At 69.4% G+C, this 15,312-nt stretch carries 14 protein-coding genes; 9 read left to right on the plus strand and 5 right to left on the minus strand.

From position 1 onward, the window contains the following. Positions 1 to 73 precede the first annotated feature (73 nt). Positions 74 to 676, plus strand: a complete 603-nt coding sequence (locus KUTG_RS41005; RefSeq protein ID WP_043724769.1) for a hypothetical protein — start codon at positions 74 to 76, stop codon at positions 674 to 676. An 11-nt stretch (positions 677 to 687) separates the two neighbouring features. On the opposite strand, the gene KUTG_RS41010 is transcribed toward KUTG_RS41005, so the two are convergent. The 5 genes from KUTG_RS41010 to mdlC form a co-directional block, all read right to left on the minus strand. Next, positions 688 to 906, minus strand: a complete 219-nt coding sequence (locus KUTG_RS41010) for a type II toxin-antitoxin system HicB family antitoxin (protein WP_043724772.1) — start codon at positions 904 to 906, stop codon at positions 688 to 690. Then, positions 903 to 1,106: a type II toxin-antitoxin system HicA family toxin gene (locus KUTG_RS41015; protein WP_043724773.1), complete on the minus strand. Its 204-nt coding sequence runs from the start codon at positions 1,104 to 1,106 to the stop codon at positions 903 to 905. Before KUTG_RS41015 ends, KUTG_RS41010 begins: the two co-directional genes overlap by 4 nt. Further along, positions 1,097 to 1,474: a hypothetical protein gene (locus KUTG_RS41020; protein ID WP_043724777.1), complete on the minus strand. Its 378-nt coding sequence runs from the start codon at positions 1,472 to 1,474 to the stop codon at positions 1,097 to 1,099. Before KUTG_RS41020 ends, KUTG_RS41015 begins: the two co-directional genes overlap by 10 nt. A gap of 122 nt (positions 1,475 to 1,596) precedes the next feature. Beyond that, entirely contained in the window at positions 1,597 to 2,937 is a 1,341-nt protein-coding gene (locus KUTG_RS41025; protein WP_052396000.1) for a glycosyltransferase 87 family protein, read from the minus strand. A gap of 79 nt (positions 2,938 to 3,016) precedes the next feature. Then, complete coding sequence (gene mdlC / locus KUTG_RS41030) at positions 3,017 to 4,597, minus strand: benzoylformate decarboxylase (RefSeq protein WP_043724778.1); 1,581 nt, start codon at positions 4,595 to 4,597, stop codon at positions 3,017 to 3,019. Positions 4,598 to 4,676: 79 nt separating this feature from the next. Here mdlC and KUTG_RS41035 point away from each other — a divergent pair, with 79 nt between their 5' ends. From KUTG_RS41035 to KUTG_RS41070, 8 genes are all read left to right on the plus strand, one after another. After that, positions 4,677 to 6,992, plus strand: coding sequence for a WS/DGAT domain-containing protein (locus KUTG_RS41035; protein WP_052396001.1), 2,316 nt, complete (start codon positions 4,677 to 4,679; stop codon positions 6,990 to 6,992). After that, positions 6,989 to 7,852 carry a DMT family transporter gene (locus KUTG_RS41040; RefSeq protein WP_043724780.1) on the plus strand — a complete coding sequence of 288 codons (864 nt, stop codon included), beginning with the start codon at positions 6,989 to 6,991 and terminating at the stop codon, positions 7,850 to 7,852. Before KUTG_RS41035 ends, KUTG_RS41040 begins: the two co-directional genes overlap by 4 nt. A gap of 75 nt (positions 7,853 to 7,927) precedes the next feature. Then, positions 7,928 to 8,614: an SDR family NAD(P)-dependent oxidoreductase gene (locus KUTG_RS41045; protein ID WP_043724783.1), complete on the plus strand. Its 687-nt coding sequence runs from the start codon at positions 7,928 to 7,930 to the stop codon at positions 8,612 to 8,614. 128 nt (positions 8,615 to 8,742) lie between these two features. Then, the gene (locus KUTG_RS41050) at positions 8,743 to 9,141 is read left to right on the plus strand and encodes a hypothetical protein (protein ID WP_043724784.1); all 399 of its coding nucleotides are present in this window, start codon (positions 8,743 to 8,745) and stop codon (positions 9,139 to 9,141) included. Between the two features lie 245 nt (positions 9,142 to 9,386). Then, on the plus strand, positions 9,387 to 11,054 hold the full coding sequence (locus KUTG_RS41055; RefSeq protein WP_052396002.1) for a hypothetical protein: 1,668 nt from the start codon (positions 9,387 to 9,389) through the stop codon (positions 11,052 to 11,054). A gap of 61 nt (positions 11,055 to 11,115) precedes the next feature. Continuing rightward, positions 11,116 to 11,547 carry a transposase gene (locus tag KUTG_RS66670; RefSeq protein ID WP_043718767.1) on the plus strand — a complete coding sequence of 144 codons (432 nt, stop codon included), beginning with the start codon at positions 11,116 to 11,118 and terminating at the stop codon, positions 11,545 to 11,547. After that, positions 11,544 to 12,551 carry a DDE-type integrase/transposase/recombinase gene (locus KUTG_RS41065; RefSeq protein WP_043724064.1) on the plus strand — a complete coding sequence of 336 codons (1,008 nt, stop codon included), beginning with the start codon at positions 11,544 to 11,546 and terminating at the stop codon, positions 12,549 to 12,551. Before KUTG_RS66670 ends, KUTG_RS41065 begins: the two co-directional genes overlap by 4 nt. Positions 12,552 to 12,567: 16 nt before the next feature. Beyond that, complete coding sequence (locus KUTG_RS41070) at positions 12,568 to 15,249, plus strand: LamG domain-containing protein (protein ID WP_052396003.1); 2,682 nt, start codon at positions 12,568 to 12,570, stop codon at positions 15,247 to 15,249. The last annotated feature ends 63 nt before the right edge of the window (positions 15,250 to 15,312 follow it).

Genomic DNA, 15,312 nt, shown 5'->3' on the forward strand with positions numbered 1-15,312 from the left:
TGTCTCAACATGAGACGTCCGGCCGTTGTGCACCGACCTAGGCTAGAGGCTCGCACGGGGACAGGAGCGCCGCATGAGCACCGAGTCGAGCCACCCGAGCACCGTGCGCCGGATCGCCGGCCCGGAGGCGTTGGCCCTGGCGGACATGGTCGCCGTGTTCGACGACCTCCAGACCGTGCTGCGCTGCTGCGAGCGTTTGGTAGCCGAACTGGCCGACGACGACGCCGACTCGATCGTGATCGAGGGCGTCTGGACCACGGCCACGCTCTCGTACGCCCGCTGCTTCGCCGACGCGGGCGGCGGCAGGCTCACCGACGATGACGTCAGTGGCCTGCCGCTGAAAGGCGAGGTCCTCGAATGGCACAAGCTGCTCCGCCAACTGCGCGAGCACTACGCCTCCGAGGCCCTCAACCCCCGCGCCCGCTTCGAGGTCGGCGCCGCCGAAACCCCCGACGGCCAGGTCGGCGGCATCGCCATCACCTCCGTCGACCAGGCCGTCCTCGACGACGTCACCGTCCGCCAGACCGGCGCCCTCGCCTACGAGCTGACCCGCCTGCTCGACAAGCGCATCAACGAGCAGCAGCAGCGCGTCCTCACCGCCGCCCGCGCCCTGCCCGCCAAGGACCTGGCCGCGCTACCGCTGATCGACCTCGTCGGCCCCGACCCGGACCAGTGACCCCCGAAGGCTCAGGCGGCGTCGACGGTGGTCGCGATGACCGTCCTCGGGCTGGGCAGCGGCTCCCCGCGTTCGCGCATGACGTCGAGGTGGCCCTGGATGGCCTGCCGCATCTCCTGCAAGGTCTCCTCGGGGGTGTCGCCGAGGGCCACGCACCCGGGCAGGTCGGGAGACCACGCGCCGTAGCCGCCGTCCTCGGCCCGTTCGACGATGATCGCGAACGTGCTCACTGTGACCTCCTGCCAAGTCCGGCCTGTTTCAGGATGCTGCGCTCCGTGCCGACTGGCAAGTCCTTGCTCGGCTTGCCCGCCACGGTCACGACACCTGGCCTGGTCGGGTGCACGTAGTGTCGATGGCTCCCGGTCGTTCGATGTAGCCGCCATCCGTCCGCCTCGATCAGCTTGATGATCTCGCTTACCTTCAACGGCACTGGTCCGCCGCCCCGACCAGTTCCGCACCCACAAGCGTGGCCAACAGCTCCTCCACCTCGTCGGCGGTGAACACCACGACCGCCTGCTGGTCCTCGGGCAGGAGCAGGTAGAGCTCCATCGGCAGGCGCGGGGCGCGGGGGTTGACCCACCACTGGTGGGGGTGCACGCCGAGCAGCCAGTCGCCGTACGAGGCGTGGCGGCAGGGGACGCCGAGGCTGTCGCCCTCGCGGAGGGCCTCGACGAGCTCGTCGATGTGCTGGCCGCGCACGGTGATGGTGAACGCGGGGGCCTCGGTGAGGCGGATGGTGACGAGACGGGACCGCCGGTCGTGCCGGACGGTGGTGACGGTGGGGGAGCCGTCGGTCAAACGACAACGAACGGACTTGGGTGCGAACATTGGTGTGCCTCAAAGGGTTCGTAAGCCATGGGCTACCGAACCCTTCGCGGGACAACGCCTCGCGGCCCGTGTGACCGGGCTTGGGACCTACCTTAGCGGCTGGGCACGGGATCGAGGTTGTCGATCACCCCGTCGGTTGACGCGACGGCCTTCGAACGGCGTAGGTGCACGAGGGTGAAGACGGCGGTGACGAGGTAGGCGATGAGGTACTCGTTGCGGGTCACGACGTCGCCGGGCCAGTTGATGGCCCAGATGCCGGTGGCGGCCCGGGCACCGGGGTCGTGCACGGGGAAGCTGACGGGCCAGGCGAAGGCGGTGATGTAGACGTAGGCGGTGAGCACCCACATGGACGGCCGCCGCGTGGTCAGGGCCCGGTGCAGGGCGAACACGGCCAGCGGCACGAACCACACCCAGTGGTGCGACCACGAGTAGGGCGACACGGCGGTGGAGCAGAGCCCGATGACGCTGACGGCCAGCAGCTCCTCGCCGCGACGGTGCGCGACGACGGCGGCCCAGAAGCCGAGGGCGCCGATGAGCAGCGCCAGCACGACCCAGATGTTCTGGGTGGCCTCGGGCGGCGACACCAGCCGGGCCAGGAAGCCCCGCAGCGTCTGGTTGCCGGTCGACCAGACGTCACCCACTCGGGCGACCTCGCTGAACTTCTGCCCGACCCAGTAGGCGTACGCGTCGTGGGGCTTGAGGACGAAACCGAGCGCGATGGTGCCGACGAAGCTGGCCATGGCCACCCCGGCCGCCTTGAACTGCCTGGTCAGCAGCAGGTACGGGATGAACACGAGCGGCGTCAGCTTGATGCCGGCGGCGATGCCGACGCCGACGCCCATCCAGTTGGACTTGCGGGTGCGCAGCAGGTCGGCGACCACGATGGCCAGCAGCAGGACGTTGATCTGCCCCAGGTAGAAGGTGGTCCGCACCGGCTCGAACATCAACGCCAGCACGGTGCCCAGCACCACGATGCCAACCGCCGCGCGGTCCCGCCGATACCCCATCCAGCGCCAGCACCGCGCCACCGAGAACAGCAGCAGGAGCACGGTCACGGCGGTGTACACGATCTCGGTGCCCAGCAGCGGCAGCAGCGCCAGCGGGGCGAAGATGATCGCGGCGAACGGCGTGTAGGTGAACATCAGGCTGGCCACCAGCGGGTGGTCGTACAGCGGCCGCCCGTCCAGCACGGCCACGCCGCCGGCCCGGTACACCTCCAGGTCGATGGTCATCCACATGCCGACCGGCCAGATGATCGAGCACACCACGAACCACAGCAGCACGGCGGCGATCAGCCACGGCGTCGCCCGCCGCAGCCACACGGGGACGTTCAGCGCCGCGGTTCGATGACCCTGCCTGTCCTCGGTCGGCCTGGGCAGGAAAGAGTCGGCGACCCGGGCCCAGAATCCACGGGTGGTCTGCACGTCCGACACTGCGCTCCTTCGTGAAATGCCCACGATCGGGCGCTTGACCAGCCAGTTCGGGGATTGCTGTCCAAGGTAACACGGGTCGCTAATACAGGGCCGAGTACCCCGGATCGACCCGGACATGCAGCACGGTGGGCCCGCTCGCCCGCACGGCCGTGGCCAGCGCCTCCTCCAGCTCCTCGGGCCGTTCCACCAGGCGCGATCGGCAGCCCATGCCGGCCGCCAGCGCGCAGAAGTCGAGGCCGCCGAGCTCGATCCCGGGCGCCTTGGCCACGCCCGCGCTGTCGGCCATCGACCGCAGCGCCGCGTACTGGGCGTTGTCCAGCACGACAAACGTGACCGAGGCGTGTTCTTTGGCCGCGGTCCACAGCGCCTGGATGCCGTACATCGCCGAGCCGTCGCCGACGACCGCGATCACCGGCCGTTCCGGGGCGGCCAGCGACACCCCGACCGCGCCGGGCAGGCCGTAGCCGAGCACGCCGCTGGCGATGGTGAAGAAGCCACGGCCGCGAGCCGTGATCGGCAGGTGTTCACGCAGGTCGTTGCGGTGACTCGGGATCTCCTCGACGACAACGCCGTCGGCCGGCAGCGCCCGCCGGATCGCCGCCAGCACGAATGCCCCGGTCATCGGGATGGTCGGTACCGGTTCCACAGCCCGTTCCCGCACGGCCGGCGCCGGTCGTGACGACGGCTCGACCAGCTCGGTCAGGGCCCGGATCGCCCGCTTGGGCGTCGACAGCAGTCCGGCCCCGGCCGGCGCCCAGGACAGGACCGTCGGATCGTCGTGCACGAGGTGCAGCGGCGGCAGCTCCGGGCCGTCGGCCGGCGTCTGGACGTGATAGACGAACGCGGGCGCCCCGATCACCACCACGCAGTCGTACGCCTGCAACGTCTGCCGCAGTTGCCGGTCGGCCGGCGGCAGGAAACCCGCGAACAACGGGTGGTCCTCGGGAAACGAGCAGCGCGACGACATCGGCGACGCCCACACCGCCGCCTTGGTGCGCTCGGCCAGCGCCACGGCGTCCTCGACGGCGTCGTCCGCGTCCACCGAGGCCCCGACGACGATCGCCGGCCGCTCGGCGACGTCCAGGGCCGACGCGATCACTCGAATGGCCGCCGCGTCCGGCCCGAAGCCGGCGACCGGCGGACGTGACGGAACGTCAACTCCGGGCTGATCCCAGTCGTCCACCGGCACCGACACGAAAACCGGCCCGTACGGCGGTTGGGTCGCCAGGTGCAGCCCTCGGGCCAACGCCGCCGGCACGTCCGCGGCCCGAGCCGGCTGCGCGCTCCACTTCACGTAGGGACGGGGAAATTCCGGCGCGTCGACCGCACCCAGGAACGGCTCGCCGTTGAGCAGCGACCGTGCCTGCTGACCGGCGATCACCAGCAGTGGCGACCGGTTGCGGAACGCCGTGACCAGGCTGCCCAAACCGTGGCCGACGCCGCCGGAGGAGTGCAGGTTGACCACCGCCGGACGGCCGCTGAACTGCGCGTAACCGTCGGCCATCGCCACCACCGACGACTCGTGCAGGCCCAGCACGTATCTGAAGTCGTCCGGCCAGTCGGCCAGGAACGGCAGCTCGGTCGAGCCGGGGTTGCCGAACACCGTTGTGCAGCCCCAGCTTCGCAGCAGATTCCGCGTCACATCCCGGACAGACGCCATGATCGTGAGTCTAACCTCGGACAACTACCTTCCGTCACCACGATGAGCGTTGGGCGGATCGAGCTCATCGGCAAAAGTCGTGTGGCGCGGTCGGCCGCGGTGGGCCAAGCTGATCACCGTGCTGGACTCGGCGACGCCGCGACGGATCCTGATCCTGTCCGCCGACATGGGCGAGGGCCACAACGCCACCGGCCGTGCGCTGCGCGCGGCCGCGGGTCGGCTGTGGCCCGATGCGGCCACGCACTGGCTGGACACGCTGGATGTGATGGGCCGCGGCGTCGGGCCCGCCTTCCGGCGGATCTACGTCACCAACGTGGAGCGAACGCCCTGGCTGTACGAGTTCTTCTACGACTCGGTGTGGCGCTACCGGTGGTTCGCGCGGGCGTCCAAGCGCTTCGTCGGCGAATGGGCCGGACGGCGGCTGGCCGCCAAGATCGACCAGATCCAGCCCGATCTCATCCTGTCCACGTATCCGCTGGGCACGGCCGGCCTGGACTGGCTGCGCCGGCACCGCGGGCTGGAGACGCCGATCGGCGCGTGGGTGTCCGACTTCGCGCCGCACCCGTTCTGGGTCTACCAGGGCATCGACCTCAACCTGGTGATGCACGAGGTGGCCGTGCCGGTGGCCGCGCGCAGCGCGCCCGGCGCGACGGTGGCGATCTCCGCGCCGACCGCCGACGAGGTCTTCCACCCTGGTGACCGCAGTGCCGCGCGGGCCGAGCTGGAGCTGCCCCAGGACCGCTTCGTGTCGCTGGTGGCCTGCGGCTCGCTCGGCTTCGGACGGTCCGAGGACACCGTGAAGGAACTGCTTGAGGGCACCCCGGACGGCATGGTGGTGGTGGTCTGCGGTCGCAACGAGCGGCTGCGCGCCAGAATTCGCGCTGCCATCGGCGACGACCCCCGGGTGCGGGTGCTCGGCTGGACCGACCGGATGGCGACGCTGATGGTGGCGTCCGATGTCGTGGTGACCAATGCCGGCGGCGCCACCTCGCTGGAGGCGCTCGCGGTCGGCCGCCCGGTGCTGATGCACCGTCCGATCGCGGCCCACGGGCGGGCCAACGCGAAGTTGATGGAGGACGCCGGGATCGCCGTGGTGTGCGAGCGGGACGGCGAGCTGGCCGCGGCCGTGCGTGATCTTCCGCGATTGGCGCAGATGGAGCGATTGGCGCTCAAACAGGCCGACGAGCGGCTGGTGGAAGAGGGGCTGCTGGCCCTGAACTCGGCGCGGCCGGAGCGGCTCGGGCGGGTGCTGTCGGCCGAGGACTCGTTGTTCGTGCACATCGCGTCGCCGCGTGTGCCGCAGCATGTCGGTGCGGTGCTGGAGATGTCGGCCGAGGTCACGGTGGCCGACGTGGCCGGCATGTTGGACGCGATGCACGGCGTGCGCGGGCACGTCGACCCCGGCTCGTGGCTGCGGCGGCCGCGGTGGGAGCAGGACGAGTCCGTGGACACCAAGGCCTTGGTGTCCGAAGTGGACGTTCCGTTGCCGGAGGCCGTCGACTACTTCTACGCCCAGCCGTTGCCGCGCGGGGCGACCGCCGCGGCGCTGATCGTGCGTGGACCTTCGCCGGCTGTGTTGTTCAAGCTGCATCACGCCCTCGGTGACGGCGTCGCCGTGCTGCGTGGTCTGCTGACCGGCACCGACGGCAAGGGCCGGGCCTGGACCAATCCGGTCGGGCATCAGGTCAGCCACAAGCTGCCACGGCTGCGGTTCAGCGGCCTGAAGGCGTTGGCACGGGCCGGATCCGTGCCTCCCGGTCAGAAGTTCGGGGCCACCCGTCGGCACGGCCTGGCCAAGCTGCCCGGGCCCGAGGTTCGCGCCACCGCCCGTGCCCTCGGCGCGACGCCGACGGAGCTGTTGATCGCCATGTTCGCCCTTGCGTACCAAGGCGATCGGCTCCGGGTGATGGTGCCGTGGTCGCTGCGCGGGACCGACACCCTGCGCGCCGCCGGCAACTGGACCGGTGCCGTGTCCGTCGACCTGCCCGTGCAGGAGACGGATCCCTTGCGGTGCCTGGAATTGGTTCGTGACGCCTTGCGGGCCGGGGTCGAGTCCGGCGCGCCCGAGGCCGCGAACTTCGTCGTGCGCCTCATCGGTCTGCTGCCGGCCCCCGCGCACCGCCTGTTGGCTCGGCTCGTGTACCAGTCGCGGTGGTTCGGCGCCATCGCCTCAGTGATACCCGGGCCGCGGTGGAAGGTTTCGTTGGGCGGTGCGGAGATCGAGGCCGCCTACGCGGTGCTCCCGCTCGCCGAGGGCGTCCCCATCGCGTGGGGCGCGTTGACCTGGGGACGATATGTGACTGTCTGCGTCACCGGTGGCGGGTCGACCGACGGCACGCCACTGGCCGCCCGGATGGTCGACGCGCTGAGGGAGTTCTCAGGCAGGACACCATGAATCTGCTCATCGCCGTGCCCGCCGCCGTGGCCGGCGCCGCCTTCTTCGGCCTCACCAGCGCGTTGCAGCACCGGGCCACCCAGCAGGTGCGCCGGCGCGACGCGCTGCAGCCCGGCCTCCTCGTCGACCTCGCCCAGCAGCGGGTGTGGTTGCTTTCCTTGGTGGCCAACGCCTTCGGTGTGATCCTCCAGTGGGTCGCCCTGACCACCGGCCCCCTGGTGCTGGTCCAGCCCCTGCTGGTCACCGGCCTGTTGTTCGGCGTGCTGTTCTCCGGCTCCTTCGACCGCATCGTCCTGCTCGGCGCCGGCCTCTGCGTCGCCGGCCTCGCCGCGTTCCTTCTGGTCGCCCAGCCCACCGGCGACAGCCAGGAGATGACCCTCGGCGCCGTGCTGCCGTTGGCCATCGGCCTGGCCGTCCTGCTGGCCATCTGCCTCGCCGTCGCCGCCCGCCGCCCCGGCAACACCCGCGCCATCGCCCTCGCCGTCGCCGCCGGCGTGCTCTACGGCGTCAGCGCCGGCCTGGCCAAGCTCGCCGCCGAGGAGCTTTCCCAGGGCATCCTGGTCATGCTCACCCACTGGCCCATCTACGCCGTCGCCGTCTGTGGCCCCATCGGCTTCCTGTTGAGCCAGAACGCTTTCCAGGCCGAACGGGCCCTCGCCCCGGCCCTCGCCGTGATCACCATCCTCGACCCCCTGGTCGGCATCGGCATCGGCATCATGTGGCTCGACGAGTCCCTCCGCACCGGCGCCGGCCCCATCATCGGCCAGATCCTCGCCCTCGCCGTCCTCTCCGGCGGCGTCTTCGTCCTCAGCCGCCGCGCCCCCCAGGCCGCCGCCAAGGAAGCCGAACACCAGCGTTGACTCACTACGTGTTGGCGGCCGCGTGCCTCCCCTGACCCGCTTCGCTTTGGAGGTAGTTTGCCTTCCGTGACCGGCATGCGGGCCCTCGTCACCGGCGCGTCCTCCGGCATCGGCGCCGTCACCGCCGACGTGCTCGCCGCCAAGGGCGCCACCGTGTTGCGCACCGGCCGCACCATCACCGGCCCCTCCTCCTTCGCCTGCGACCTGGCCACCGGCGTCTCCGACCTGGCCTCCTGGGCCGGCGACATCGACCTGCTCGTCCTCAACGCCGGCATCGGCCACGCCGGCCCCTTCGCCGAGATGGAGCCCGGCAAGATCGCCGAACTCTTCGCCGTGAACGTGGTGGCACAGCTGGAGTTGGCCCGCGCCCTGCTCCCCGGCATGATCGCCCGCGGCCGTGGACACCTCGTGCTCGTGTCCTCCATCGCCGGCGCCATGGGCGTCGCCGACGAGGCCGTCTACTCCGCCACCAAGGCCGCCCTCCGCGCCTTCGCCGACGCCCTCCGCCTCGAAGTCCCCGCCATCGGCGTCACCGTCGTCCACCCCGGCGTCATCGACACCCCTTTCTTCGACCGCCGCGGCACTCCCTACACCCGCCGCCGCCCCCGCCCCATCCCCGCCGTCTCCGTCGCCGAGGCCCTCGTCGCCGCCGTCGAACACCACCGCGCCGAGATCTTCGTCCCCTCCTGGCTCCGCTTCCCCGCCCGCATCAACGGCGCCCTCCCCGCCCTCGTCCGCGTCTTCCAACGCCGTTTCGGCTGATTGTCCGAATTCGCCGCCGATTGCGCTGTTCGGCCCCTTCCCGAAGGTCACGCCCCTCCGGCACCCTCTCCTCTGACTTGCGCCGATTCCGTGCGCAGGGGGGACCTTCGACGTTTGGAGTGAGGCACATGCCCGCGCGCGTCCGCCGTTCGACCGGCACCTACACGTCCGTCGCCAGATTGGTGTTGCGGAAGACGAAGCCGGAACTCGACCTCGAGAATTACCGCAACGGCGCCGGCTTCAAGGTGATCACAATGCTGAAGCGCGTCGAGGACGTCAGCAATTCCCTGGTGCTCTCGCGTGGACTGCTGAACCTGGTCCCGGGCCAGCCGATCACCTGGAAGAGCCGCACCGGCGTCACCCCGTTGACCGGCCCCTTCACCCTCGATCCGAGCGGCGGCAGAATCCCCTTCAGTGGTGGCTTCATCAAATGCCTGTTGTCCACCAGGGAGAACAATTACGAGCTGGGCGTGCCGGAGCTCGACCTCCCCCTGGTTTGCCTGGGCCTGGGCATCGAAGCGGAGTAGACCGCGGTCACCCGCATCACGGCACATCCACGCGGCGTCATCGTGAACGGTCGCTCACGGCAGTCCCTGGATATCCGTTTTCGGACGGCGGCTAGCCAGCCGCCGTCCGATTTGTCTTATGTGACACAGCGTGATGTGGCATTGCCCTGTTCGGCCCCTTTCTGTGGTCACGGTCTTGCGGCAGGCTCACGGAGGCTTTACGCGACGGTCATGGGTCGGCCGTCCTGATGCGCAGGGGGGAACCTGTGAGCAGCTTTGTGTTGTCGCGCGCCCGTCGTTCCAGACTTGGCGCCGCGCTCGGCGTCCTGGCGATCGGCTTGTCGCTGACGAGTCTGATGATCACGGCGCCGGCCGCGGCCGCCGCTCCCGCTGTGCCGGACGCCGTCGCCGATCCGGCCACCGCCCTGAAACTGGCCCACCAGGCCAACAAGCAGATCCTTGTGACGTCGCAGACCACCGACGCGTCCGAGACCGTGGCGAATCCCGATGGCTCGTGGACCCTCACCGCCCACTCCGAACCGGTTCGGATGCAACAGAACGGCGCCTGGGTCCCGCTCGACGCCACACTGGTGCAGCGGCCCGACGGCGCCATCGCGCCGAAGGCGCTCCCACTCGACGTCGTGCTCAACCCGGGCGGCGCTGGATCGGCGAGCAAGCCGATCGTGCGAGTCGGCCTCGGTGACAAGCAGGCGGGCCTGACATGGCCCGCGGACCTCCCCACACCGCAGGTGTCCGGGGACACCGCCACCTACGCCGACGTGTATCCCGGCGTCGACCTGCGAGTGCAGGTCACAACTCGTGGCTACAACGAGAACCTCGTAGTCAAGACCGCCGCAGCCGCACAGTCGTCCGCCTTGGCCGGCGTCACCTTCGGGCTGTTCACGAGGAACACAACGGTGTCCGTGAACGACGGTGGCCTGACGGTGAAGGACAACGTCGGCAACGTGCTGTTCAGCGGCGACGCGTCGAGCATGTGGGACTCCAGCGGCGCAGGCACCGAGGCCGAGAAGAATCTGGGGCTCGGCGGTGGCAACCGGCACGCGAAGATGGCTGTGACCGCTACGGCGAACGCGGTGACCGTCGTGCCGGACCGGGCTTTTCTGGCCAACCCCAGCACGAGGTTCCCGGTGGTACTCGACCCGGAAACCTCCTGCGACAGCTGCGTCGCGCAGGCACATGTCGTCGTGCAGTCCGGCTACCCGGGACAGAAGAACTACAACCAGACCGCCCAGGATCTGTCGAACCTCAAAGCCGGCTTTGAAAGCGATGACATAGCGGCGGTCTCGAGGTCGTACTTCGAGGTGAACACCAGCCAGTTGGCCGGCGCCGTCATCCACAGCGCGGTGGTGAACACGACGTTGCTGCACAGCGCGGTGTGCTCGGTCACGGACAACGACGCGACGGGACTCTGGCTGTCCGGAGCCATCTCGCCGGAAACCTCCTGGGCACCTACGGCCACCTCGGCCGGGCAACCGGGACTGGTGCTGGGCATTTCCACCAGCAACGTGACGAACTGCCACAATGCACCGAACGTTCCGATGCCGTTCGACGCGAAGGCCGCCGCGAACTATGCGGTGTCGCACGGCGTCACGACGTCGACCTTCATGCTGGGGTCGACCGCGGACGTGGATCATGGGCAACAGGATGCTGCCAGCTGGCGGCGGTTCGCGCTGAATCCCATCCTCCAGGTGAGCTACGACAAGCCGCCGAACACGCCGACCAACCTGGCGATGGAGGGCGGCGTGGTGCCCTGCGTCCAGGGCGCCGGGAGGCCGTGGATCGCCAATCCCACCCCCGAACTCCAGGGCGTGCTGACCGACCCCGACGGCGGCAACGTGCAGGGCTTCTTCGGTTTGGACCAGGGGACCGCCGGCAACGTCGTGCCGAACACCCTCTTTGCCAGGATCGTGTGAGACACCCCGTGTGAGCACGAGGGGTTCCTGACCAAGGGCGGGATCGGAGATCCTTGTGCCCGTGTCCACCCCCGCTGACGACCAGCCCACCCGCTCGACCCCGCCGGCCGACCCCGCACCGCGACCCACACGGCGGGCGTTCACCCCCGAGTACAAGCTGGCGATCGTCACCGAGTACGAGAACGCCCCCAACGGCGAGAAAGGCGCGATCCTCCGCAGGGAAGGCCTGTACTCCTCCCACGTCATCGAATGGACACGAGCCCGCGACGCCGGCGCCCTGACCACCGGACCCACAGACCCCGCCGCCCCTGCCCGGCGCCCCAAGAAGACAGCCGAGCAGATCGAGCTGGACAAACTCCGCCGCCGCAACGCACAACTGGAAGCCGACCTCACCAAGACCCGACTCGCGCTGGACATCATGGGAAAAGCACACGCACTCTTGGAAGAACTCTCCGAGAGTGCGGACACCGACGAGCCGCCGACGACATCATGACGACCGCGTTCACCGAGCTGCGCGACGCCCATACCTCGGTGCAGAAAGCCTGCGCGCTGACCGGCATTCCCCGCGCCACCCACTATCGACGCGCCAGCCCGACAGGCCCGATGCACGGCCCATGGCTGCCCCGCACCCCACCGCCGGCGGCCTTGGCCGACGCCGAGCGGGCGGCCGTGCTCGCCCTGCTGACCAGCCCCGCCTACCGGGACCTGGCCATCCCCCAGGTCTGGGCCCGCGAGCTGGACGAAGGCCGCTACCACTGCTCGATCTCCACCATGTACCGGATCGCCCGCGCCGCCAGGCAGGTGTCCGAACGCCGCCGGCACGCCACCCACCCGCCCCGGGTCCGCCCGGAGCTGGTCGCCCGCGGCCCCAGCGAGGTGTGGTCCTGGGACATCACCGCGCTGAAAGGGCCCGCGAAGGGGATCTGGTACAAGTGCTACGTCATCCTGGACATCTTCTCCCGGTACGTCACCGGTTGGCTGGTCGCCGCGGCCGAGGACGCGGTCGTGGCCAAGGACTTCCTCGCCGACGCGGTGCGCCGTAACGGCTGCGAGCCACACACGATCCACGCCGACCGCGGCGGGGCGATGGTGTCCAAGCCGGTGTCCGAACTCCTGGTGGACCTGGGTGTCCTGCGGTCTCACTCCCGGCCGCGCACCTCGAACGACAACCCGTACTCCGAAGCGCAGTTCAAGACGATGAAGTACGTGCCGGACTTTCCCGACCGGTTCGGGTCACTGGCCGACGCCCGCGCGTTCTGCGAGGGTTTCTTCCTGGCCTACAACCATGAGCACCGGCATTCCGGAATCGGGATGCACACCCCGGCCTCGGTCCACTTCGGGACCGCGCAGCAGATCCGTGTCCAGCGGCAGGCCACGCTCAACCGGGCCTACGCCGCGCACCCTGAGCGCTTCGCCCGCCGGCCCCGCCCGCCCGTGCTGCCGGAGGTGGCCTGGATCAACCAGCCCGTCCACCAACAGTCGCAACCAGCCTCGTAGGCCACAACAGTCTCAATTGGACTTGACAACTACCGACACGCACTGGACCAACTTCCCCAACGCGGCGGTCGTCGGCTCGGGTGGAACCGCGCAGGTCACCGTTCCCGGTGGGGTGCTGGCGAAATCGGGCAACTACTCGTGGCTCATGTCGGCGTCCGACGGAGAACTGTCCTCCGGCGAGACCAGCCGGTGTGAGTTCACCGAGGACGCCATCGCGCCCCCGCGGCCGACGGTGACGATGACCGGGTCGCCACCGTCGACACAGGGCGACATCGCGACCTTCGACGTATCCGTCGGACTGGCCACGCCCGACCTGTACGACATCGATCACTTCATCTACACCACCGACGGCACCGAGCCGGAGGTGCAGACCTCGCCGACAACCGTCGCCGCGCGGAACACCGACAGCAGCGGCGCGACCGCGCGGCTGACCGTGACCGCGCTCAACAGCCTCCAGAACTACATCCACGTGCGAGCGGTCAACCGTGCCGGGAAGCCGAGCGACCAGGACGCCACCTGTGTAGCCAGCCTGACGTTGGACGCCCCGTCGTGCTCGTACAACGTGCCCAACGCGCTGATCCCGTCGACCGGACTGGTCGGGGCGTGGGGCTTCGACGAGATGGGCGACCGAGTAGTCGGTGACTCGGTGACCTCGACGCCGACCAACGCCAGCGCACTCGCCCATCCAGGAACGCTGGTCGGCGGCGGTGACTGGCGGCCCGGTCACGATCACGGCACGCCGTGGACGCATGCGGACACCAACGGCTACGCCCAGGGCACGGCCGGCTCGCTTACGTTCGACGGCGCCACCGGATACGTGACGACCGGCGCTCCGGTCGTCGACACGAGCGCGTCCTTCACTGTGTCAACCTGGGTGAACCTCAAGCAGACGGCGACATACCGGACCGCGATCTCGGCGACTGGAAGCACGGCCAGCTCCTTCTACCTCCAGTACGCCAGGGACATCGACAATTGGGCCTTCACGCTGCCTAGCGACGATTCGTCCAGCCCCTCGTCCTTCTACCGGGCGACCGCGAAACCGGGGAACCCGGTGCAGCTCAACGCTTGGACGCATCTGGTCGGCACGTACGACGCCTCGACGGGGACGATCGAGCTCTACGTCAACGGGGTCAGGCAGCAACCGGCGGCGGGCAAGGCATGGCACGCGAGCGGCCCCTTGATTATCGGTGCGGCCGGTGGCGGCGCCGACAACTTCTTCCCGGGGGAGATCGACAGCCCGCAGGTCTGGCAAAGAGTGTTGTCCGACAAGGAGGTCCACGACCTTGCCAACACCGCCGCCCCGCTGGCCCAGTACAACCTGGGCGAGGGTTGCGGCCCGGACCTGAACGCCAAGATGTCGAACGTCACGTCACGGGCTGCCTACTGGCCACTGGACGAAGGCAGTGGCGCGATGGCCAACGACACCGGTCCGTACGGCGACAAAGCCACGCTGACCGGAGGTTATGGCTGGACCGATGGGCCCTCGGGTGGCAAGGCCGTCCACTTCGATGGCACATCGGGATCGGCCGCGACGCAGTACTCGGTGGTGGACACGTCACGGTCGTTCACCGTGTCGGCGTGGGCAAAACCTGATGACCTGAACGGTTACTACGCCGTGGTGACCCAGCATGGCAGCAGTCAGGACGCCTTCCAGATCCGGTACTCGCCGGACGTCAACCGGTGGATCTTCGGCATGACCACGTCCGACAACGCTGCCACCGACAACTACCAGTGGACGTTCAAGGACCAGGTTCCCCAGGCTGGCAAATGGACCCTGGTCACCGGTGTCTTCGACCGCACGGCCATGCAGATCAGGCTCTATCTGGACGGGAAGTTCCAGTCCCAGCACGCGGTTTCGTCGGTGTGGCAGGCGACGGGCGGCCTGTACATCGGATCGGCGGGCGGCCGGTCCGACTTCTTCAAGGGTGCTGTCGGCCAGGTCCAGATGTGGAACCAGGCTCTGACCGACGACCAGATCGCCGCGCTGGCCAACCTCGGCTACTACGACACCGCCTCGAAGTCGCAGGCCTCGGCATCCGGCGGCGTCTCGCTGGTCCGCGACGGCGACGGCTGTTCGGCCCAGGTCGACAACACCACCACCGGCAAGGTGCAGGCCGCGCGCCCGGCCAACCTCCGCACAGATCGCTCCTACACCGTTGAGGCGTGGGTGAAGCACACCTGGACGGCGGCCGACGCCGCTGCGCAGGGTCCGATCGACCCACATCCGCGCAGCGCGGTCTCGACGAGTGACGGCCCCTATCTGCCGTTCGCCTTGGGCTACCGAGCCGTCAATGACGCCAATGGCGCCGGCCACGGCAAGTGGAGCTTCACGATCAACGCCTCGCCCAACCAGGGCGCCGGTTGGATCGCGGTCAGCGACCAGGACGTTTCCGACAACACCTGGACGCACATCGAGGGTGTGTACGACTTCTCCACCAACACCGCGGTTCTGTACGTCAACGGCGTCAAACAGACCGCGGCAGTCGTGCGGGCCGGAAGCTCGACCGACACCGTCAGCGGGTGGAACGGATCCGGCGGGATCCTGCTCGGTCAGGACAACTGGGGCGGCCAGGCGTCGGACCAGTGGTACGGCGGCATCGCCGGCGCGCGGATCTACTCGGGCATCCTGACCACCGCGGAAACGCTGGCGGACAAGCGGGTCGACGATCCCGGCCTGCTCTACGGCATCAGGCACTGAACCATGCCGATCATCGGCTTTTCCGGCACACGAGGGGTGGAAGTCGTGTCAGGCGTGCGTCGC

Source organism: Kutzneria sp. 744, assembly GCF_000568255.1.
GTDB lineage: Bacteria > Actinomycetota > Actinomycetes > Mycobacteriales > Pseudonocardiaceae > Kutzneria.

What these genes read in the sequence shown, in the direction of transcription:
- KUTG_RS41005 (WP_043724769.1), top strand. Translation starts at nt 74, where the DNA reads ATGAGCACCGAGTCGAGCCACCCGAGCACCGTGCGCCGGATCGCCGGC.
- mdlC (WP_043724778.1), bottom strand. Translation starts at nt 4,597, where the DNA reads ATGGCGTCTGTCCGGGATGTGACGCGGAATCTGCTGCGAAGCTGGGGC.
- KUTG_RS41040 (WP_043724780.1), top strand. Translation starts at nt 6,989, where the DNA reads ATGAATCTGCTCATCGCCGTGCCCGCCGCCGTGGCCGGCGCCGCCTTC.
- KUTG_RS41045 (WP_043724783.1), top strand. Translation starts at nt 7,928, where the DNA reads ATGCGGGCCCTCGTCACCGGCGCGTCCTCCGGCATCGGCGCCGTCACC.
- KUTG_RS41050 (WP_043724784.1), top strand. Translation starts at nt 8,743, where the DNA reads ATGCCCGCGCGCGTCCGCCGTTCGACCGGCACCTACACGTCCGTCGCC.
- KUTG_RS41065 (WP_043724064.1), top strand. Translation starts at nt 11,544, where the DNA reads ATGACGACCGCGTTCACCGAGCTGCGCGACGCCCATACCTCGGTGCAG.